This window comes from Thermodesulfobacteriota bacterium (assembly GCA_026415035.1).
Classification (GTDB): domain Bacteria; phylum Desulfobacterota; class BSN033; order BSN033; family UBA1163; genus RBG-16-49-23.
The window spans coordinates 32,039-50,754 of the sequence record JAOAHX010000009.1 but is presented as its reverse complement, the minus strand read 5'-3'; the positions used below and the strand labels follow the sequence as shown (position 1 = coordinate 50,754).

Sequence of the window (18,716 nt, the reverse complement as noted above, 5' to 3'; positions counted from 1 at the left end):
CCTCCGCCTTTAAAAGTATCCTGGATCCGTGTATCGTCCGAAGACCTCCCGCCACACATCGCAGATCTCCTGGATGGTGGCATACTCCCGGACGGCTTCAATGATCGGAGGCATGAGATTTTCGCCGTTGAGGGAGGCCTTCCGGATCTCTTCGAGACAGGCCTTCACCCTTGCGTTGTTGCGGGTCCGTTTGACCTCCTGCAGTCGTCGAAGCTGGCGCTCCTCGATCTCCGGTCTCATCCTCCAGATCGTGATGGGGGGGTGGTCGGTCACATATTTATTGACGCCGACGATCACCTTCTCCCCCGAATCGATCTGCCGTTGGTAGCGATAGGCGGCCTCTGCGATCTCCATCTGGGGATACCCCCTCTCGATGGCGTTCAGCATCCCCCCCATCTCATCGATCTTGCGGATATAGTCCCAGGCCTGCTCTTCCATCTGATTGGTGAGGGCCTCCACAAAATAGGATCCCGCCAGGGGATCGATGGTGTTGGCCACCCCAGTCTCCTCGGCCAGGATCTGCTGGGTTCGGAGGGCGATGGTGACCGCTTCCTCGGTCGGGATGGCATAGGTCTCGTCGAGGGAGTTGGTGTGGAGCGATTGGGTCCCGCCCAGCACCGCCGCCAAGGCCTCGTAGGCGGTTCGGACGATGTTGTTGAAAGGTTGCTGGGCCGTCAACGAACACCCGGCGGTCTGGGTGTGAAAGCGGAGCATCCAGGATCGAGGTTTTTTGGCCATGAACCGCTCCCGCATGATCTTGGCCCACATCCTCCGGGCCGCCCTGAATTTGGCGATCTCTTCGAAGAAGTCGATATGGGCGTCGAAGAAGAAGGAGAGCCTCGGCGCAAAGTCATCCACATCGAGGCCTCTCTCGAGGGCGGCCTCCACATAGGCGATTCCGTCGGCGAGGGTGAAGGCCAGCTCCTGGACGGCCGTCGACCCAGCCTCACGGATATGGTAGCCACTGATGCTGATCGTGTTCCAGCGGGGGACCTCCTTGGTGCAGTACTCGATCGTGTCCACGATGATCCGCATGGAGGGTTTCGGAGGCAGCATGAAGGTCTTCTGGGCGATGAACTCCTTCAACATGTCGTTCTGGATCGTGCCCCCGATCTCTCGCTTGCTCACCCCCTGTTTCTCCGCCACCACGATGTACATCGCCAGCAGAATGGCCGCCGGTGGATTGATCGTCATGGAGGTGGTCACCTTGTCGAGGGGGATCCCCTCGAAGAGGATCTCCATGTCCTTGAGGGTATCGACGGCCACCCCGCACTTTCCGATTTCGCCCCGGGCCATCGGCGAATCGCTGTCGTAACCCATCAGGGTCGGGTAGTGGAAGGCGATGGAGAGTCCGGTCTCCCCGTGATCGAGCAGATAATGGAAACGCTGGTTGGTCTCCTCCGGACCCCCGAGGCCGGAGAACATCCGCATGGTCCAGAGGCGGCCACGGTACATAGAGGGTTGGACGCCTCGCGTGAAAGGATAGAGGCCGGGGAAACCGATGTCTTTTGTGTAGTCGAGGTCTTTGATGTCCTCGGGTGTGTAAAGCCCTTTGATCTCGAGGTCAGAGATGGTGGTGAAACGAGGCAGGCGTTCGGGCGTTTCAGAAAGCAGTTTGGAGAGATCGTTGACCCATCTCTTCTTCTCTTCTCCCACCTTATTGAGTTGGTCTTCTTTGAACATGGACCCCACCCCCTCTTGAAGAGAATCCGTTCATGGAGAAGATGGATCGGTAGCCCCAGGCGGGCTTTCCTACGGTCGTCTCGAGAAACCCCAACAGGACAACGATCCTATCGATCCCTATATCTCAATTCCGATTCGTGATGTAACCCCCTTTTGAAAGTAATGTTTCTTTTCGACCATCTCCGTGACCAGATCGGCCCGATCGATGACCTCCTCGGCCGCATTTCTTCCGGTGAGGACCAGCTCGACCGAATCCGGTTTTGAATCGAGAAGCCGAAGGAGCTCCGGCAAAGGGATCAAGCCAAAATCGACGGCCACGTTGATTTCGTCCAGGATGATGATATCGTAGGCTCCGCTGGCCACGGCCTCCCGGGCCAGGGCGAACCCTTTACGAGCCCATTCGATGTCCACGGGGTCGGGGTTCGTCTTCGAGACAAAGGTCTCCCTCCCCATCTGGCGGATGGTGAGATAGGGGGATAGCCTCTTGGCCGATTCCAGTTCTCCGTATTGGATGTTCCCCTTCATGAACTGGATGACGAGCGTTTTAAATCCATGGCCGGCTGCCCGGAGGGCCAACCCGAGGGCCGCCGTCGTCTTCCCCTTCCCATTGCCTGTGTAAACCTGAACGAGACCCTTCTCCATGGATCTTCGGCCTAATCCCTCGCAGAGGGCCGTTTAACAGACCTCCCTGAGCTGGGCCATGATCTGCTCCGTCTTGAAGTGTTTCAGGGTGATGGCGCTCGAGGGGCAGGTGGCGTTGCAGGCGCCACACCCCTTGCACAGGGCCTTGTTGACGGTCATCACCTTTCGGTATGGGTCGAGCCTCAAGGCCCGGTATTCGCAGATTTGCTCGCAAAGCCCGCATCCCGCGCAGATCTCCACATCGACCCAGGCGGTGATGGGCTCGATCCTCACCTTGCCGGCAAAGAGCGGGATGGTCGCCCGCGAGGCGGTCCCGTGGGCCTGGGAGAGCGTATCCATGATATCCTTGGGACCTTGACAGGTCCCGGCCAGGAAGATCCCATCGGCGGCCGTATCGAGGGGCCTCAGCTTCGGATGGGCCTCGAGATAGAAGCGATCTGGAGAAAGGGAGAGCTTGAGAAGACCCCTCAGGGCCGAGGCGTCCTGTCTCTGGGTGAGGCCGGTGGCCAGCACGACCAGATCGGCCTCTTCCTCGTAGGGCTCCCCGAGGAGTTCGTCGTCCGCCTTGACGATCAACTTTCCATTTCTCTGGTAGATCTCCGATGGGACGCCCTTTCGATAGTATATCCCTTTGAGCTGGACGGCCTCGTAGAACTGTTCGTAGCCTTTGCCGAAGGCCCGGACGTCGATGTAGCAGATGGTGATCCGGGCATCGGGGATCCTCTCCTTGAGGAGATAGGCCTGTTTGGCCGTGAACATACAGCAGATGCGGGAGCAGTACTCGTTTCCGACGGTCTTGTCCCTGGAGCCAACACATTTGATGAAGACGATATTTTTGGGCTCCTTGCCCTCGATCAGGAGCTTTCCCCGGGTCGGTCCGTCAGGGGCCAGCAACCTCTCCAGTTCGAGACCCGTGATGACGTTTTTATAGACGCCGTAACCCAGTTCGGGCTTCAATTTGGGATCGAAGGGGTCATAGCCCGTGGCCACGATGATCGTTCCGATTTTGACCTCGAACTCCATCCCCACCTCTTCGAACTGGACCGCGCCTTCCGGGCAGATCTCACGGCACCGGCCGCACTCCCCTTTGGTGAAGTAGAGACAGTTTTCGGCGTCGATGGTATAGCAGCGGGGCACGGCATCCGGAAAGGGAAGGTAGATGGCCGGTCGTTCATCGAGACCCAGGTTGAATTCGTTCGGAACCCTGACCGGGCAGACCTCCTCGCATTTTTTGCAGCAGGTGCATCGTTCGGGGTTGACATGCCGGGGCCTGTGTTTGAGCTTGGCCTGGAAGTTCCCCACGAAACCCTCCACCTCCACCAATTCGGTCTGGGTGAGAAGGTGGATGAGCGGGTGGTGATGGACCTGCTGAAGTTTCGGGAGGAGCAGGGTGGAGGTCTCTTCGAGGGACGGGAAGGTCCGGTAGATCTGAGCCAGATGGCCTCCGATCGAAGGAGATTTCTCCACGAGATAGACTTCGAAACCCGAATTGGCCACGTCGAGGCTCGCCTGGATCCCCGCGATCCCGCCGCCGATGACGAGGACCGATGGGGTCACGCCCACCTCGTTCTCCTCGAGAGGCTCATGGAGCGAGACCTTGGCCACCGCAGAGGCGATCAGGTCCATCGCCTTCTTCGTCGCCTCCTCCCGGTCGGCATGCACCCAGGAGCATTGCTCCCGGATGTTGGCCATTTCGAAAAAGTAAGGATTGAGCCCAGCGGAGCGACAGGCATTCCGATAGGTGGGCTCGTGCATCCTTGGGGAGCAGGCTGCCACCACCACGCGATCGATGCCCAAATTCTTGATGTCGTTCTTGATCCAGTCCTGACCCGGATCGGAGCACATGTACTGATAGTTCCTGGCGATGGCCACATGGGGAAGCGTCGAGGCGAAGGCCGTCACCCGCTCGATATCGACCGTGGCCGCGATGTTGATTCCGCAATGGCAGATATAGACACCGATCTTCATAGATTAACCACCCAACTCCGAAATTCGTATCCCGACGGGAAATTACGCAACCTTGAGGTCGCGACGGCGACCTTTTGACAAAAAGGTGCAGGCCAGGGCGGCGGCGCCGCTTGCCTGGGCGACCGTGTCGGGGATATCCTTCGGGCCTTGACAGCACCCGGCCAAAAAGATGCCTTCGACCGGGGTAAGGATCGGATCCAACCCAGGGGCTTCCCCGTAGAATCGATCCGAAGAGCTTTCGAGGCCGAGCATCGCTTTAAGAGGCCCGTCCTCCCGCCTGGGCACCAGTCCCGAGGCGAGCACCACCAGGTCCGCCTCCAGTTCGAGGGGTTCTCCGAGGAGGGTATCCTCCGCCCGCACCACCAACTTCCCGTTCCGTTGATAGACTTCGGAGGGGTTGGCCCTCCGATAGACGATCTCCTCCTTCTGAACCCTCTCGTAAAATTCTTCGAATCCCTTCCCGAAGGCCCTCACATCCATATAGAGGACCGTGATATGGGCCTCGGGGATCTTGTCCCGAACGAGATGGGCCTGTTTGGCCGTGTACATACAACAGACCCTGGAACAGTATTCGTTTCCGACGGTTTTATCCCTCGAACCCACACAGTGGATGAAGACGATCTCTTTGGGTTTCTTCCCTTGGATCAGGATCTCGCCCTTGGTCGGACCCGAAGCGGAACAGAGACGCTCCATCTCGATTCCGTGAAGGACATTGGGATAGACGCCGTAGCCAAATTCGGGCTTCAATTTGGGATCGAAGGGGTCGAACCCGGTGGCCAGGATGATGACCCCTACATGGAGTTCGACGAGCTCTTCCTTCATCTGATAATTGATCGCCTTGGGTTGACAGTATTTGGCGCATTCCCCGCAGTCGGAACATCCGCCGCAGTTGAGGCACCGCCTGGCCTCCTCCATGGCCTCCTCGAGGGTTAGACCCGGCCCAAGGGGCTCGATCATGTGGGGTGGGGTTTCCCTCTGTTGCCTTTCGGGATAAGGCATCGAACTCTGCATGGGGGAGACCGTTTTCCCTTCATTCTCCCGGCCCGCCCGGAGGTCCTCTCCCCGGATCCAACGATCGATGGAGGTGGCGGCCTTTCTCCCCTGGGCCATCGCCTCGATAATGGTCCCGGGACCTGTGACCGCATCGCCTCCGGCGAAGACTCCCTTGAGATTGGTCTCCAGCGTGAGGGGATCGACCTGGATCATCCCCCTCCGGTTCTTCCGCAGCGCGTCAAAGGCAGGGTCATGAGCTCCGGAGGCCCCCACGGAGATGAAGAGGGCATCAAAGGTCTTCTGGAGCTCCTCGAAGGAGAGGTCTCTTCCCACCACGGTATTGAGCCGGATTTCGACCCCCATCTTTTCAACGACCGAGAGGTCCTTCTTCACGACCTCCTTCGGGAGCCGGTAAGAGGGGAAGCCATGGGTGAGGAGACCGCCCAGTTCCTCTTTCGCCTCGAAGAGGGTCACGGCGTATCCCTTCCTCCTCAGATCGAAGGCCGCGGTCAGGCCTGCAGGCCCTCCGCCCACAATGGCGACCTTCTGGGGTTTCTCCTCCGAAGGGGCAAGGGGGAGGTCTTCTTCCTCTACGTGATCGACCAGGAAACGTTTCAGATGGCAGATGGAGACGGGCCGATCCACCTCGATCCTCTTGCATTCCCTTTCACAGGGACGGGCGCAGACATAGGCGAGGATCCCGGGAAAGGGCAGGGTCTGCCTCACCAGGGCCAGGGCCTCCTTCAATTTTCCTTGGGAGATGAGGGCCACGTAGCCCTGGGCATTGCAGTGGAGGGGACAGGTTGCGGTGCAGGGCGGGGTCCCTCTCCGATCCATCGTATATTTGAGCGGGACGGCCTGAGGGAAGGGGATGTAGATCGCTTTCCTCAGACCGAGCCCCATGTCGAATTCATTGGGAAGGGAGACCGGACATTTGGAGACGCAGTCCGCACAGGCCGTGCATTTCGTCATCTCGACGTAGCGGGGTTTCTTCCGGATCGTGACCTTGAAGTCCCCCACCTTCCCCTCGATCTTCACCACCTCCGAATAGGTCATGAGGTTGATGTTGGGGTGATTGGCCGTGTCGACCATCTTCGGGGTGATGATGCAGGCGGAGCAGTCGAGGGTGGGGAAGGTCTTGTCGAGCTGGGCCATATGGCCTCCGATCGAAGGGTCCTTCTCCACGAGATGGACCTTGAAGCCCTTGTCCGCGATGTCGAGAGCCGCCTGCATCCCTGCGATGCCGGCCCCGATGATCAATGCCTCGGGGATCATTTTCTCTTCTTCAACCTTCATCTCTCTTTCCACTCATCGAACCAAAATCCGAATCTCGAACCTCGAAAGGAATCTCGACTGGCCTTTCCATCCCCTCGAGGGGCTTTGGGGTGGATCCGGCCTGCCTGATCCCCCTGCTCTTTATCCCTCCTTCGGGTTTCGGAATTTGGGTTGAAGGTCACTTCATCTTTCCGATTAAGGCACTGGCGATCGTGTTCTTCTGGATCTCCTTGGTGCCTTCGTAGATCTCGGTGATCTTGGCGTCGCGATAGAATCGCTCCACCTCGTATTCGGTGATGTAGCCATAGCCGCCGAAGATCTGGATGGCCTCGTCGGCCACCTCCACAGCCACTCTTCCGGCAAACATCTTTGCCATCGAGGTCAGTTTGGGATCGATCCGTCCCTGATCGTAGTTCCAGGCCGCCTTGTAGGTGAGAAGCCTGGCCACCTCGACTTTCGTCGCCATATCGGCCAGCTTGTGCTGGGTGACCTGGAAATCCACGATCTTCCTTCCAAACTGCTCCCTCTGTTTGGCATATTCGAGAGCCCGGTCAAAGGCTCCTTGGGCGATTCCCACCCCCTGGGCTGCGATCTCGATCCGGCTCTCGTCGAAGAATTCGAGGACCTGGTAGAACCCTCTGTTCTCCTCGCCGATCAGGTGGGTCAAGGGCACTCGAACGTCGCTGAAGGAGAGCTCCGCCGTGGAGGTCATTCGGATCCCCATCTTCGGCATGATCTCGGTGGCCTCCAATCCCTTGGTCCCCCTCTCCACGAGGATGGTGCACTGGCCTCGGTAGGGCGGTTTGGCCTGGGGATCGGTCTGGCAAAGGACCACGAAGAAGTCGGCGAGCAACCCGTTCGTGATGAAGGTTTTCGTCCCGTTGATCACGAAGCAGTCTCCCTGCTTCACCGCGGTGGTGGCCATCAGGGTGATGTCGCTTCCGTGATTGGGTTCGGTATAGGCGCCCCCTGAGATCATCTCGCCCCGGGCCACCGGGATGAGATACTTCTTCTTCTGGGCCTCGTTGCCGAAACGGAGGATCACCTCGGAGGAGAAGTCTGCCAAGGTCACGGCAATGCCCACGCCCGAATCCTTCCGGCAGAACTCCTCGACCACGAGGATATTCTCCATGATGCCGTAACCTTGCCCTCCATACTCTTCCGGAAAATGAATGCCGATGAAGCCCAGTTTGCAGGCCTTCTTCCAGACCTCTCGGGGGAAGGAATGGGTCTGCTCCCATTCGAGGATCTTCTCCTTATCGTACTCTCCCTGGATGAACTCTCGGGCCGCCTTCTGGATATCCTTCTGCTCCTGGGTCAGTTCGAAATCCATGGCCTCCTCCCGTTTCTGCTCGGGGTCATTTTTTCAGCTCCTTCAACTTCTCCTTAATCACAGGAAGAATCTTGAAAAGGTCCGCCACGATGCCATAATGGGCGACGCTGAAGATGGGGGCCTTGGGGTCCTTGTTGACGGCGATGATGGTCCCCGAGCCTTTCATCCCCGCCACGTGCTGGAAAGCCCCGCTGATCCCGAGGGCGATGTAGACCTTGGGTTTGACGGTCTTGCCGGAGGTTCCGACCTGGCAACCCTTCGGGAGCCACTTCTTGTCCACCACCGGCCGGGAACAGGCGAGGACACCGCCGATGGAGTCGGCCAGCTCTTTGACCATGGGGATGTTCTCGGCATCCTTGATCCCCCTTCCGATGGCCACCAAGATATCGGCCTGGGAGATATCGACCTCTCCTGCCGCGCTCTCCACATATTCGATGAAACGTCTGGCCAACGCCTCATCCGTCAGCGGAGAGGCCACGGGCACGATCTCGCCCTCCAGAGGAGGCTTCTCGACCACCGGAAAGGCACCGGCCCGGAGGGTGACGATGTAGGAGGGCGATTTCTTGAGAAACGAGACGGCGGCGTTGATCTTTCCTCCGTAGATCTGCCGGGTCAGGGCAAAGGTCTCGTCTTTGGGTTCGATGCCGATGAGGTCTGTGGCCAGGGGGAGTTTCAGGTGGGCGGCCAGGGGCGGGGCAAAGTCCATCCCGGTGGCGGTGTGGCCGATCATCGTCAAGATCGGTCTTCGCTCCGTGAGAAGGTGGGTAAGAACCTTCTCATAGGTCTCTGAATTGTAGCTTTCGAGCCGAGGGTCCTCGACGAGAAGCACCCGGTTGGCCTTCGGTTTGAGGGCCTCCGCCAGGGGCCTCACATCCTTTCCTAGGAGGGCGACCGAGAGCTGGGCGCCGAGGCTTTCCGACAGTTCCCTTCCTTTTGAGAGCATCTCAAAGGTCACATCCCTCAACTCTCCCCGTCGATGTTCCGCAACAACGATGATCTCTTTCATCAGGCCACCCCTCCTTTTTCTTTCAGAATATCGAAGACCTTCTGGGCGATCTCCTCGGGCTTTCCCTCTAAGATCTGCGCCCCCTCACCGACAGGGGGAAGGAAGATGTGTTCAAGCTGCAGGTCTGACCCGGGTCTCCCCACTTCCTCAGGCTTCAGGTTCAGATCGGAGGCCCCGAATACCTTGATCTCCTTCTTGGCCACCTTCCGGATGCCCATGATGGAGACGTATCGAGGTTCGTTGATGCCGGTCTGAATGGTGAGAAGGGCTGGGAGGTCCACCTCCACGACCTCCTCCAGTCCTCCTTCCAGTTCCCGATGGGCTTTGATCTTCTTCTCCTGCACTTCGATCTTGTTGACGATGGAGACGTGGGGGATGCCAAGCATCTCCGCAATCATCCCCCCCACCTGGCCGTAACCGTCGTCCTCCGCCTGGGTGCCGGTCAGGATGAGATCGTAGGGTCGCTGGCGGATCGCCTCTGCAAGGACTCGGGCCGTGGCCAACCCGTCCCCCCCTTCAAAAGCAGGATCATAGAGCCGAAAGGCGTCATCCGCGCCCATGGCGAGACACTTTCTCAGCGATTCGTTCGAATCCTCCCCCCCCAAGGTGAGGACGGTCACGGTTCCGCCCAGCTTCTCCTTCAGCTGGATCGCCTCCTCGATGGCATAACTGTCCCATTCGTTCAGGTCGAAGGCCAGGCCGCTCTTCTCGATATCCTTTCCAGACTTGTCGATGAAGATATCTGCGTCGGCCGTGTCCGGAACCCTTTTGATGCAGACGATGATATTCATTCACGTTCCTCCTTTCGTTGGACGAATTACTTCTTCAACCTCTCCAACCTCACCCTGACCGGGCCTTCTTCCTTCATGGGAGACGGATAAGGAGTCAAGATGACCCCCGGGATGGGATCGGCCGAGAGACGGACCTTAAGCCTCAGCTTTTTGCCGGCCTGGGAGACCAGTTCGACCACCTCTCCCTCTTCGAGATTCATGGACCGAGCCTCTTCGGCATTCAATCTCAGGGCGGGGGGTTCCATCACCTTCTTGAGATGTCCGCTCCGGAGGCTGAGCTCTCCGCTGCGGAAGAGGGTCGGTCTTTCGATCAGGAAGAAGGGATAGTCTTCGATGGGGGGGGGCGGAGGAGCCGAACCAACGGGGAGGATGTTGGCCTTGCCCGAAGGGAATCCCTCTCCGTAAAGGTAGGTGGTCCCTTTCGGCCACTGTTCGCCCACGGTCAGATCCCGGTACCAGGGGATCCTCGCCGAGATCTCTTGGAAGATGGCCTGGGGCGTCTCTCCTGGAAGAGGGGACTCCATCATTCTCAGGAGCTGGAGAAAGATGTCGAAATCCCGCTCAGACCGTCCTCTTGGAGGACGAAGAGGTTGTAAGGCCTGGACCCTGCGCTCGAGGCTGGTGTAGGTGCCCTCCTTTTCAACGAAGGAAGAGGCGGGCAGGAAGGCATGGGCCTGCTTCCCGGTTTCGGTCAGGAAGAGATCCTGCACCACGAGCAGTTCGAGGCCCTGAAGGGCCTTTTGGTTTGTGGCCGGATTCGCTCCCACCAGGTAGAGGGCCTTGAGGTTTCCTTCCTCTGCCGCTCGGAGGAGATCCTTCACCTCCTTGGGTCCCGGAACCCCCATGTCGATGGCGCCCTGGCTGTTACACTTTTCGAGAAGGAGGAGGATCCCCGAACCCTCCTTTCCGACATGTCCGGTCAGGAGGGCCAGGTTGGCACAGGCGAGGCCGATCTTTTCGGCCTCCCCTCTGGACCACGGTCCCGACCCGACGAGGATCATCGATCTCTTAGACCGGGCGAAGGCCCTTGCAGCCTTTTCGACGAGGGCTCGTTCTTCCTCGGACAGGGGCGAATGATCTTGCGCCTTGCTCATCGCTTCAACCCCTGAGGTGTGACGGTCGATAAAGCCTCGATCTTCGAGTCCCTCCTTCAAGACCAGTGCGGACATCCCGTTGAGAAAGGCCAGTTCTTGGCCCGGCCTCGCAGGGATGAGAAGGGAAGGCGGCGAGAGGGGGGAGAGACGGGAGGCCCGACTGAGGCCGATGTCCGAGGGGCCGAGGACGATGAGCTGGGCCCTGTTCTTCCGGATGGCCCGATGGATCTCGTTCTTGACAATGGGATGGGTCTGGGCCGGATCGACCCCGATGACCAGAAGGCAATCGGCCTTTCCGATCTCCTGAATGGAGTTGGTGGAAGCACCGATCCCGAGGCTCTTGGCCAGCCCCTCTGCCAACCCGAGGTCCCCTGGGGAGGTCGCCAGGGCAATCTGCTTCGTTCCGATCGCCTCCTCGAAAAGCCTTTTGAAGAGGAAGTATTCTTCGTTGGTCAGGCGGGGGGAGACGATGGCCCCGATGCTCTCTGGTCCGTATTTTGACTTGACCTCTTCGAGCCTTTGAACGACGAAGCGGAGGGCCTCCTCCCAGGAGGCCTTTTCGAAGGCCCCGTTCCTCTTGAGAAGGGGATCCTCGATCCTCTCGGGAGAATCGGCCACGTCCCATCCGAAGCGCCCCCTCACACAGAGGTTTCCGTCGTTGGGGCCCTTTTCAGGCGAGGAGAAGACGCGTTTGATCTCCCCGTCTTTCGAGCCGATGATGAGGAGACAGCCGACGCTGCAGTATGGGCAGGGGGTGGTCGTCTCTTTCAACTCCCAGAATTTGGTCTGCGTGTCGAAGCAATCGCTGGTGATCGCGGCCACCGGACAGGTGTCGAGGCACTGGCCGCAGAACTCGCAATTCAGGGGCCGGTGGAAATCGGTGTCGATGATGGCCCGGATCCCTCTGTGCGTGAAAGAGAGTTCCCCCACCCCTTGAACCTCGTCGCAGATCCTGACGCAACGGCCGCAGAGGATGCACTTATTCCCATGTCTCTGGATCAAGGGGGAGCGATCCTCGGGAAAATGGATCGGTTCCCAGGGATAGGGGGTGTCGCCGACCCCATATTCGTACACCAGATCTTGGAGATCGCACTCTCCCTCCTTTTCGCAACGGGGGCAGGTCATGGGATGGTTCAAAAGGATGAACTGAAGCTGGATCCTTCGGGATTGGATGATTTTTGGAGTATTCGTTAAAATCTCCATCCCGTTTTTGGCGGGGGTAAAACAGGAGGGAATGAGTTCGGGTTTCCCCTTTTCTTCGACCATGCAGAGCCTGCACGCACCGAAGGGGACGAGTCTGCGATCATGGCAGAGGGAGGGGATCCGGATCCCCGCGGCCTGGGCGGCCTCGAGGATCGATTTGCCCTTTTCGACCTCCACCTCAATCCCGTCGATTCTCAGTTTTATGGTTTGGTGTGCCATAGTCTCCGTCGCTGATCAAACCCTCGTTTCCCTCGCTCCAATCCCTTCCCCATCTGGGAGAGAAGGCTATTCGATGGCCCAAAACTTACAGGCCTGGATGCAGGAGCGGCATCGAGTGCATTTCTCCGGATCGATCACGGCCACGGCCTTCTTCTCCCAGGTGATGGCGCCCATCGGGCATGCCTTGTAGCAGAGGCCACACATCTTACACTTCTCTGGAATGACCCTGAACTTGATCAAGTCGGGGCAGACCAAAGCCGGGCAGCGCTTATCGAGGATATGGGCCTCGTACTCCTGCCGGAAGTAGCGGATGGTCGAGAGGACCGGGTTGGGAGCCGACTTGCCCAGGCCGCAATGAGAGGTCTCCTTGATATGATGGCCGAGCGTTTCGAGCAGTTCGATGTCCTCCAGCTTTCCCTCACCGTGGGTGATCCGGTGGAGGATGTTGAGCATCACCTTCATGCCGACCCGACAAGGAACGCATTTGCCGCAGGACTCGTCCACCGAAAAGTCGGTGAAGAACCGGGCCGTGTCGACCATGCAGGTCTGGTCGTTCATCACCACGAGGCCTCCCGAGCCCATCATCGCCCCGGCCTCATCCAGGGAGTCGAAGTCCACTTCGGTATCGAGGAGGGAGGCGGGCAGACAGGCCCCGGATGGCCCCCCGATCTGAACCGCCTTAAATTCCCGTTTGTCCGGAATGCCCCCGCCGATGTCAAAGACGATCTTTCTCAGGGTCGTACCCATGGGGACCTCGATCAGCCCCACATTCTGGACCGCGCCGGTCAGGGCGAAGACCTTCGTCCCTTTCGACCCCGCGGTGCCGAGGGAGGCGAACCAGGTCCCCCCGTGGAGGAGGATCTGGGGGATATTGGCAAAGGTCTCCACGTTATTGAGGACCGTGGGCTGTCCCCAGAGGCCCGCTTCGGTGGAACGGGGGGGCTTGATCCTGGGCATCCCGCGCTTCCCCTCCAGGGAGTACATGAGGGCGGTCGACTCCCCACAGACGAAGGCCCCAGCCCCGGGATAGATCGCAATGTCGAAGTCGAAGCCCGTTCCGAAGATGTCCTTTCCGAGAAGTCCGTAATTTCTGGCCTGATCGATGGCGATCGTCAGCCTGTGGATCGCCAGAGGATACTCCGCCCGGACATAGATATATCCCTGGTGGGAATCGATGGCATAGCCGCAGATGATCATCCCTTCGAGGACGGCGTGGGGATCGGCCTCGAGGATGGAGCGGTCCATGAAGGCGCCCGGGTCGCCTTCGTCCCCATTGCAGATCACATACTTCGGAAAGGAGGTGTAGCGTCTCCCCTCCTCCCATTTCTTCCCGGTGGGGAAGCCAGCCCCCCCTCGGCCTCTTAGCCCGGAGATCTTGACCTCCTCGATCACCTGTTCTGGGGTCATCGAGGTGAGGACCTTATGGAGGGCCGCATAGCCGTCCCTGGCGATATATTCGTCGATATTTTCCGCATCGATCAACCCCCGATTCCGAAGGGCCCTCAACACCTGATGCTGGAAGAAGGGGATGTCCTTCATGAGGGGGACTTTCTCTTTGTCGGCCGGAGCGGTATAGAGAAGTTTTTGAACGGGCCTGCCCTTGAGGAAATGTTCCTCCACCAGGTGGGGGACATCCTCGGGGCTTAATTTCCGATAAAAGATCCCCTCGGGATAGACGACGGCGATCGGGCCTTCGGCGCAGAAGCCATTGCAACCGGTCAAGACGACCTGAACCTCTTCGCTCAACCCCCGTTTCCCCAGTTCCTCCGCAAACCGCTCCTTCAACTGCAGGGAGCCGCAGGCGACGCACCCCGTTCCCGCGCAGACCATGAGATGGGCTCGATAGGGCTTCATATTCTCAGCCTTCCTCCTCCGGAGATCGGGTTAATAAGTCGTTTCGCTTCCTCTGGCCAGGGCATAGGATTCCACCACCTCTCCCTTGAGGATATGGCTGGCGAAGATCTCTTTCATCTTTTCCTCGTTGAGGTCGCAATATTTCACCGGAGGTTTCCCAAGGATCTCCACGGTGGCCATGGGCTCCCGGCTGCAGAGCCCGGCGCATCCCGAAGTGGTCACCATCACGTCCCGGACCTGATGGTCTTCAATCGCCTTCAGGGCAGCGCTCATCACCTTCCGGGCCCCTGCCGCGATCCCGCAGGTCCCCATGTGGATCGTGATTTTGGCCCGGAAGCCCCCTTCCCTCAACATGGTGGAGGCCCTCACCTCCTCCTTGATGCGTTTCAGGTCTTCGAGGGTCATCTTTGGCATCGTTTCACCCTGCTATGGATAGTTTCCCAGAAGGTCGATGATCCTCCCCGGAGTGACCATCCCGTGCGTATCCTGACCGATCACCACCACCGGGGCCAACCCGCAGGCCCCCACACACCGGACCGCTTCGAGGGTAAATCTCCGATCTCTCGTGATCCCCCCCACCTCCACGTCCAGTTCCCTCTGGAGGGTGTCGAGGATCTCTTTGGAACCTTTCACGTAACAGGCGGTTCCCAGACAGACCCGGATGATGTAGCGGCCCCTCGGGACGGTCGTGAAGAAGGCGTAGAAGGAGACCACGCCGTAGACCTGGGAGGTGGGCAGGTGGAGGCGGTCGGCGATCCGGTGCTGGACTTTTTTGGGCAGATAACCGCAGATGTCCTGAACCTCCTTGAGCACAGGGATCAGGGCCCCATGCCTTCCCCGATACTTGTCGATCACCTGGTCGATCCTCTCCCACTCATCGCGGGAGATCTCCTCCACCCATCTCATCTTATGCTCCGTCGGATCGTCTCAACTTGCGCCTTCGCGCCGGCTCGAAGGGTCTCCTTCGAAGGAGGCGAGGCCTGCGCCAATTCCGGAGAGCCCCTCCTGGAGATGTTTTCTCAACCATTGAATCCCCTCCGGGGTCATCCAGGCCTCTCCCTCGAAACGCTCCTTCAACCATTGGCTTTTGAAACAGTAGGTCTTATTCCCTCTCACATGGCGATAATGAAGGTCGACCCCTGGATTCCCATAGATGATCATAAGGATCGTTTCGGTCAGGTTCCCCAGGGGTTGACGGTCGATGTGACCATGCTGAAACGTGGCCCTCACGGTCGTCCCGGCCTCAGGGGAGGAATCGATTTCGAGCGTCCCTCCCGCGGCCTTGGCGGCCTGGGATAGAAGGGATAGGCCCAGCCCCACCCGACGGGAGGTGCGGGTGGTGAAAAAGGGATCGAGGGCCCTTCGCCTCACCTCTTCATCCATGCCTAAGCCATCGTCTTTGATCTCGATCCTCAATCGATCCCTCTCTATCTCTTCGGAGATCAAAATTTCGATCTTTTTGGCCTTGGCCGCGATGGCATTTTCGACCACGTCGAGGATATGGAGAGCGAGCTCTTCCAAGGAAGTTCTCCCTATGCCTCTTCATGGGTCAGGACTTTTCGCCCACCCTCGGCATGGAGGGCCATCCTGATCTCTGCCGATGTCCTCTCGCCGAGGAGAAACAGGGTCGATCCCCTTCCGATCTCGTCGAGGCGGTGGGCATCGGAGAAGGTGACGAAAGGATATTGCCGGTAAATACGGAATCGATGCCTCGCCTCTTCGAGGGGAATCCGAGAGGAGACCTCCAGGCCATCGAGGGGCGCCCCCTCCGGGATGAACCCGAGTTGCCCGATGACGCTGAAGGCCTGTCGATCGATATGGGAGGCGATCGTCACGCCGTCGAGGCCTTTTACAAAGCGGGCGATCTCCTCGAAAGAGAGGAGGGTAGCGCCGATCAACATCTTTTCGGTCAGGCCGATGGCCTCCGAGGTCTCATCGACCAAGATCTGGGGGCCGAAAAGCTCCGGATCGTTCTCTCCCGGCAGATGGTGATAGATCCAGTCCTGCAAGAGGAGGCAATCTTCAGGCCGGTTGAGCAGGGTGAGGAGGTGGATCTCCTCTCGGGAGGTCACCTCCATCCCCGGGAGGACGGCCATGCCGTGTTTCTGGCCGACCTCGATAAAGGCCAGGAGGTTTTCAGCCGAATTGTGGTCACAGATGGCGATCATGTCCAGTCCCACCTCGAGGGCCCGATCGACCACGGCCTGGGGCCTCATCTCCTCGCTCCCGCAGGGGGAGAGGCAGGAGTGGATGTGAAGATCGGCCCGATATCGTCTCAGCATGACCCGATCCCTGCGACCCCAAGTTGATAGAGCCTCCCGACAAGTTCGAAGGCCGAAAGGGAAGACCGAAGAAGAGGGATCTCTTCCTCCTCGGCCTTTTGGAGGGCCTCCGCATCCGGTTCCCTTCCTCCGGCCAGGAGGACCGCAGAAAGCTCTTTCATGCTGGCCACGGCTACGATATTGGGATGGGTCTGAATGGTGACCCAGATATTTCCCTTTTCGCTATGAGCGAGGACATCGCTGAGGAGATCTCCGACGTAGCCTCCGGAGACCGGCTGATCGAGACGATCTCTCCCCGCCTTGACCTCCAGCCCCAGCGCCCTGACGAGATCCTCAAGTTTCACGAGACGTTCTCTCCCCTGGCCCGCGAGGTCGGCCCGCCATCGATCCTGACCAAAAATTCGAGGTGGGTTCCTTGATTAACGACCGAGGTCAGCACCATCTCATCGGTCACCTTCTTGATGTTGGACAGTCCCATGCCGGCCCCGAATCCGAGCTCCCGGATCCTTTCGCTGGCGGTGGAAAATCCCTCCTGCATCGCCAGTTCCACATCGGGGATCCCAGGGCCCTCGTCATCGACCGCCACCTTGATGTAATCGGAAAAGACGAGCAGGTTGAGGATCCCCCAGTGGGCATAGCAGATGACGTTCATCTCGGCTTCGAAGGTGGCGATGGAGACCCTCCGGATCACCTCGCTCGGGAGGCCTTCTCCTTTCAGGATCCTTTTGACCTGACTCGACACCCAACCGGCCTGCTTAAAGTTTCCTCCCTCGATGTGGAAGGTCTCGTAGAAGGGGTACCTCGCCTCAGTCTGTTCCATCTCCGACCTTTTCGACGCACCCCCTCAACCCATGTTGATAGAGGCGTCCGCAGGTTTCGAACATGATATAAGAGGTCGTCAAGAGAGGGATCTCCATCTGATTGGCCAGATCGATCATGGCCTCCGTCGGCCTCTTCCCTCGGACGAAGAGGATGGCTCCCAGGTCCACCACATCGGCGGTGTAGACGACCTGAAGGGTCACGTTGCCGGTGATGAGCATGGCACCTTCGGCCCCCCTTCTGGCGATGGCCAGGACGTCGCTGAGCAGGTCCGCGGCAAAGGCATGGAAGATTTCCCGATCCAAGAGGTTCGTCCCTGCCACGATCTCGCCTTCAAGGAGCCGTTGAATCTCCCGGAGCCTCATGTCAATCGATGGCCTCCGCGAGCAATTCCATGACATCCATCACGCGGATCCTCTCCTCGTGTCCGGATGTTTTGACGGCATCCTCCAGGGTGAGGACACAGAGGGGACAGGCCGTGGCGATGACCTCGGCCCCCAAGGCCACGGCGTCCTGAACCCGAATCTCGGCCAGGCGCTGGCCCGTATCCGACGACGATTCGGCCCACATCTTCCCGCCGCCCCCTTCACAGCAGAGGCTCCTCTCTCGGGAACGGTCGAGCTCCCTTAACGTCAGCCCAGGGATGGCCGTGAGGAGGATTCGAGGGTCGTCGAAGATCTGGTTCTGCTTTCCAAGGAAGCAGGGATCGTGGTAGGTGACCACCTTCTTGACGGGACGGGTCAATGGGACTTTTCCCTCTTCTATGCGCTCCCTTAAAATCTGGGTGGCGTGGAGGACCTCGAATTTGCCTTGGGGATACTCGTTTTTAAATACATTGTATCCGTGGGGACAAGCGGTGAGGATGTGGTCGATCCCGTAGGATTCGAAACGCTCGACATTTCCCATCATCAATTCTTCGAAGAGCCCGGCCTCGCCCATCCTCCGGATTTCATTGCCGCAGCACTGTTCCTCGTTTCCGAGGATGGCGAAATCGACTCCTGACTGTTGAAAGAGGAAGACCATCGCCTTGGCGATCTCCTGGATCCTCGGGTCGGAGGCCGCCGTGCACCCGACGAAGTAGAGATATTCGGCCCGATCTCCTTGGGAGAAGTCCTTCACCTTGATCCCCTCGGGCAGGCTCTTGAGCCATTCCGTCCGCTTGCTCTTGGCCTTCCCCCAGGGGTTCCCATGCTTGTAGGCATTCTCCATGGCCTCGATGATCGATTTGGGAAGGTGGCCTTCCTCGACGAGCATGCCCCTCATTCCAATGACGAGGTCCATCGGCTTGAGGCCTCTGGGGCATCTCAGGGTGCAGGTCTTGCAGGTCGTGCAGTCCCAGAGCTCTTCTCGCTCTTCGAGCCGATCGAGGTTTTTTCCGAGGATTCCCTCGATCATCAATCGTCGGATGTTCAGCCTCGATTTGAGGGAGACCGGGCAACCGCCTGTGCATTTTCCACACTGATAACAGCCGTATAGCTCGAACTTACTCGCTACGTTGAGCTCAGATGATTCCATCGGGTCGACTCCTTCAGGCTGTCTTTGAGAGATTATTCA

General features: G+C 59.0%; 17 protein-coding genes and 1 pseudogene. All 18 read right to left on the bottom strand.

Annotation, left to right across the window (positions count from 1 at the left end; translation table 11 throughout):
- Positions 1 to 9: 9 nt before the first annotated feature.
- The 18 genes and pseudogenes from N3G78_07245 to N3G78_07160 all read right to left on the bottom strand — a co-directional run bounded on the left by N3G78_07245 (position 10) and on the right by N3G78_07160 (position 18,677).
- Positions 10 to 1,683 (bottom strand): methylmalonyl-CoA mutase family protein, encoded by a 1,674-nt coding sequence (locus N3G78_07245; protein MCX8117706.1) that lies wholly within the window; start codon positions 1,681 to 1,683, stop codon positions 10 to 12.
- 117 nt (positions 1,684 to 1,800) lie between these two features.
- Complete coding sequence (gene cobO / locus N3G78_07240) at positions 1,801 to 2,325, bottom strand: cob(I)yrinic acid a,c-diamide adenosyltransferase (protein ID MCX8117705.1); 525 nt, start codon at positions 2,323 to 2,325, stop codon at positions 1,801 to 1,803.
- A gap of 33 nt (positions 2,326 to 2,358) precedes the next feature.
- Positions 2,359 to 4,293 (bottom strand): CoB--CoM heterodisulfide reductase iron-sulfur subunit A family protein, encoded by a 1,935-nt coding sequence (locus N3G78_07235; protein ID MCX8117704.1) that lies wholly within the window; start codon positions 4,291 to 4,293, stop codon positions 2,359 to 2,361.
- Positions 4,294 to 4,335: 42 nt separating this feature from the next.
- Positions 4,336 to 6,123 carry an FAD-dependent oxidoreductase gene (locus tag N3G78_07230; protein ID MCX8117703.1) on the bottom strand — a complete coding sequence of 596 codons (1,788 nt, stop codon included), beginning with the start codon at positions 6,121 to 6,123 and terminating at the stop codon, positions 4,336 to 4,338.
- A pseudogene (locus tag N3G78_07225) lies at positions 6,115 to 6,552 on the bottom strand (NAD(P)-binding protein). Before N3G78_07225 ends, N3G78_07230 begins: the two are co-directional and overlap by 9 nt.
- A gap of 187 nt (positions 6,553 to 6,739) precedes the next feature.
- Positions 6,740 to 7,894, bottom strand: coding sequence for an acyl-CoA dehydrogenase family protein (locus N3G78_07220; protein MCX8117702.1), 1,155 nt, complete (start codon positions 7,892 to 7,894; stop codon positions 6,740 to 6,742).
- 25 nt (positions 7,895 to 7,919) lie between these two features.
- Positions 7,920 to 8,900: an electron transfer flavoprotein subunit alpha/FixB family protein gene (locus N3G78_07215; protein MCX8117701.1), complete on the bottom strand. Its 981-nt coding sequence runs from the start codon at positions 8,898 to 8,900 to the stop codon at positions 7,920 to 7,922.
- Complete coding sequence (locus N3G78_07210) at positions 8,900 to 9,691, bottom strand: electron transfer flavoprotein subunit beta/FixA family protein (GenBank protein MCX8117700.1); 792 nt, start codon at positions 9,689 to 9,691, stop codon at positions 8,900 to 8,902. The genes N3G78_07215 and N3G78_07210 overlap by 1 nt, the downstream gene beginning before the upstream one ends.
- A gap of 26 nt (positions 9,692 to 9,717) precedes the next feature.
- On the bottom strand, positions 9,718 to 12,207 hold the full coding sequence (locus N3G78_07205; GenBank protein ID MCX8117699.1) for a molybdopterin-dependent oxidoreductase: 2,490 nt from the start codon (positions 12,205 to 12,207) through the stop codon (positions 9,718 to 9,720).
- Between the two features lie 66 nt (positions 12,208 to 12,273).
- Positions 12,274 to 14,061, bottom strand: coding sequence for an NADH-quinone oxidoreductase subunit NuoF (locus tag N3G78_07200; protein MCX8117698.1), 1,788 nt, complete (start codon positions 14,059 to 14,061; stop codon positions 12,274 to 12,276).
- A gap of 30 nt (positions 14,062 to 14,091) precedes the next feature.
- Positions 14,092 to 14,475, bottom strand: coding sequence for a (2Fe-2S) ferredoxin domain-containing protein (locus N3G78_07195; GenBank protein ID MCX8117697.1), 384 nt, complete (start codon positions 14,473 to 14,475; stop codon positions 14,092 to 14,094).
- A gap of 12 nt (positions 14,476 to 14,487) precedes the next feature.
- On the bottom strand, positions 14,488 to 14,967 hold the full coding sequence (gene nuoE, locus N3G78_07190) for an NADH-quinone oxidoreductase subunit NuoE (GenBank protein MCX8117696.1): 480 nt from the start codon (positions 14,965 to 14,967) through the stop codon (positions 14,488 to 14,490).
- A 21-nt stretch (positions 14,968 to 14,988) separates the two neighbouring features.
- On the bottom strand, positions 14,989 to 15,582 hold the full coding sequence (locus N3G78_07185) for a sensor histidine kinase (protein ID MCX8117695.1): 594 nt from the start codon (positions 15,580 to 15,582) through the stop codon (positions 14,989 to 14,991).
- Positions 15,583 to 15,593: 11 nt separating this feature from the next.
- Positions 15,594 to 16,343: a PHP domain-containing protein gene (locus tag N3G78_07180; protein ID MCX8117694.1), complete on the bottom strand. Its 750-nt coding sequence runs from the start codon at positions 16,341 to 16,343 to the stop codon at positions 15,594 to 15,596.
- Entirely contained in the window at positions 16,337 to 16,687 is a 351-nt protein-coding gene (locus tag N3G78_07175; GenBank protein MCX8117693.1) for a DRTGG domain-containing protein, read from the bottom strand. Before N3G78_07175 ends, N3G78_07180 begins: the two co-directional genes overlap by 7 nt.
- Entirely contained in the window at positions 16,684 to 17,163 is a 480-nt protein-coding gene (locus N3G78_07170; protein MCX8117692.1) for an ATP-binding protein, read from the bottom strand. Before N3G78_07170 ends, N3G78_07175 begins: the two co-directional genes overlap by 4 nt.
- Complete coding sequence (locus N3G78_07165; GenBank protein ID MCX8117691.1) at positions 17,150 to 17,527, bottom strand: DRTGG domain-containing protein; 378 nt, start codon at positions 17,525 to 17,527, stop codon at positions 17,150 to 17,152. The genes N3G78_07170 and N3G78_07165 overlap by 14 nt, the downstream gene beginning before the upstream one ends.
- Before the next feature lies 1 nt (position 17,528).
- Positions 17,529 to 18,677, bottom strand: a complete 1,149-nt coding sequence (locus N3G78_07160) for a (Fe-S)-binding protein (protein ID MCX8117690.1) — start codon at positions 18,675 to 18,677, stop codon at positions 17,529 to 17,531.
- Between the last annotated feature and the right edge of the window lie 39 nt (positions 18,678 to 18,716).

Excerpts from the sequence above, each read along its gene's own strand:
- N3G78_07245 (MCX8117706.1), bottom strand. The coding sequence starts at position 1,683 with ATGTTCAAAGAAGACCAACTCAATAAGGTGGGAGAAGAGAAGAAGAGA.
- cobO (MCX8117705.1), bottom strand. The coding sequence starts at position 2,325 with ATGGAGAAGGGTCTCGTTCAGGTTTACACAGGCAATGGGAAGGGGAAG.
- N3G78_07235 (MCX8117704.1), bottom strand. The coding sequence starts at position 4,293 with ATGAAGATCGGTGTCTATATCTGCCATTGCGGAATCAACATCGCGGCC.
- N3G78_07230 (MCX8117703.1), bottom strand. The coding sequence starts at position 6,123 with ATGGATCGGAGAGGGACCCCGCCCTGCACCGCAACCTGTCCCCTCCAC.
- N3G78_07220 (MCX8117702.1), bottom strand. The coding sequence starts at position 7,894 with ATGGATTTCGAACTGACCCAGGAGCAGAAGGATATCCAGAAGGCGGCC.
- N3G78_07215 (MCX8117701.1), bottom strand. The coding sequence starts at position 8,900 with ATGAAAGAGATCATCGTTGTTGCGGAACATCGACGGGGAGAGTTGAGG.
- N3G78_07210 (MCX8117700.1), bottom strand. The coding sequence starts at position 9,691 with ATGAATATCATCGTCTGCATCAAAAGGGTTCCGGACACGGCCGACGCA.
- N3G78_07205 (MCX8117699.1), bottom strand. The coding sequence starts at position 12,207 with ATGGCACACCAAACCATAAAACTGAGAATCGACGGGATTGAGGTGGAG.
- N3G78_07200 (MCX8117698.1), bottom strand. The coding sequence starts at position 14,061 with ATGAAGCCCTATCGAGCCCATCTCATGGTCTGCGCGGGAACGGGGTGC.
- N3G78_07195 (MCX8117697.1), bottom strand. The coding sequence starts at position 14,475 with ATGCCAAAGATGACCCTCGAAGACCTGAAACGCATCAAGGAGGAGGTG.
- nuoE (MCX8117696.1), bottom strand. The coding sequence starts at position 14,967 with ATGAGATGGGTGGAGGAGATCTCCCGCGATGAGTGGGAGAGGATCGAC.
- N3G78_07180 (MCX8117694.1), bottom strand. The coding sequence starts at position 16,343 with ATGCTGAGACGATATCGGGCCGATCTTCACATCCACTCCTGCCTCTCC.
- N3G78_07170 (MCX8117692.1), bottom strand. The coding sequence starts at position 17,163 with ATGGAACAGACTGAGGCGAGGTACCCCTTCTACGAGACCTTCCACATC.
- N3G78_07165 (MCX8117691.1), bottom strand. The coding sequence starts at position 17,527 with ATGAGGCTCCGGGAGATTCAACGGCTCCTTGAAGGCGAGATCGTGGCA.
- N3G78_07160 (MCX8117690.1), bottom strand. The coding sequence starts at position 18,677 with ATGGAATCATCTGAGCTCAACGTAGCGAGTAAGTTCGAGCTATACGGC.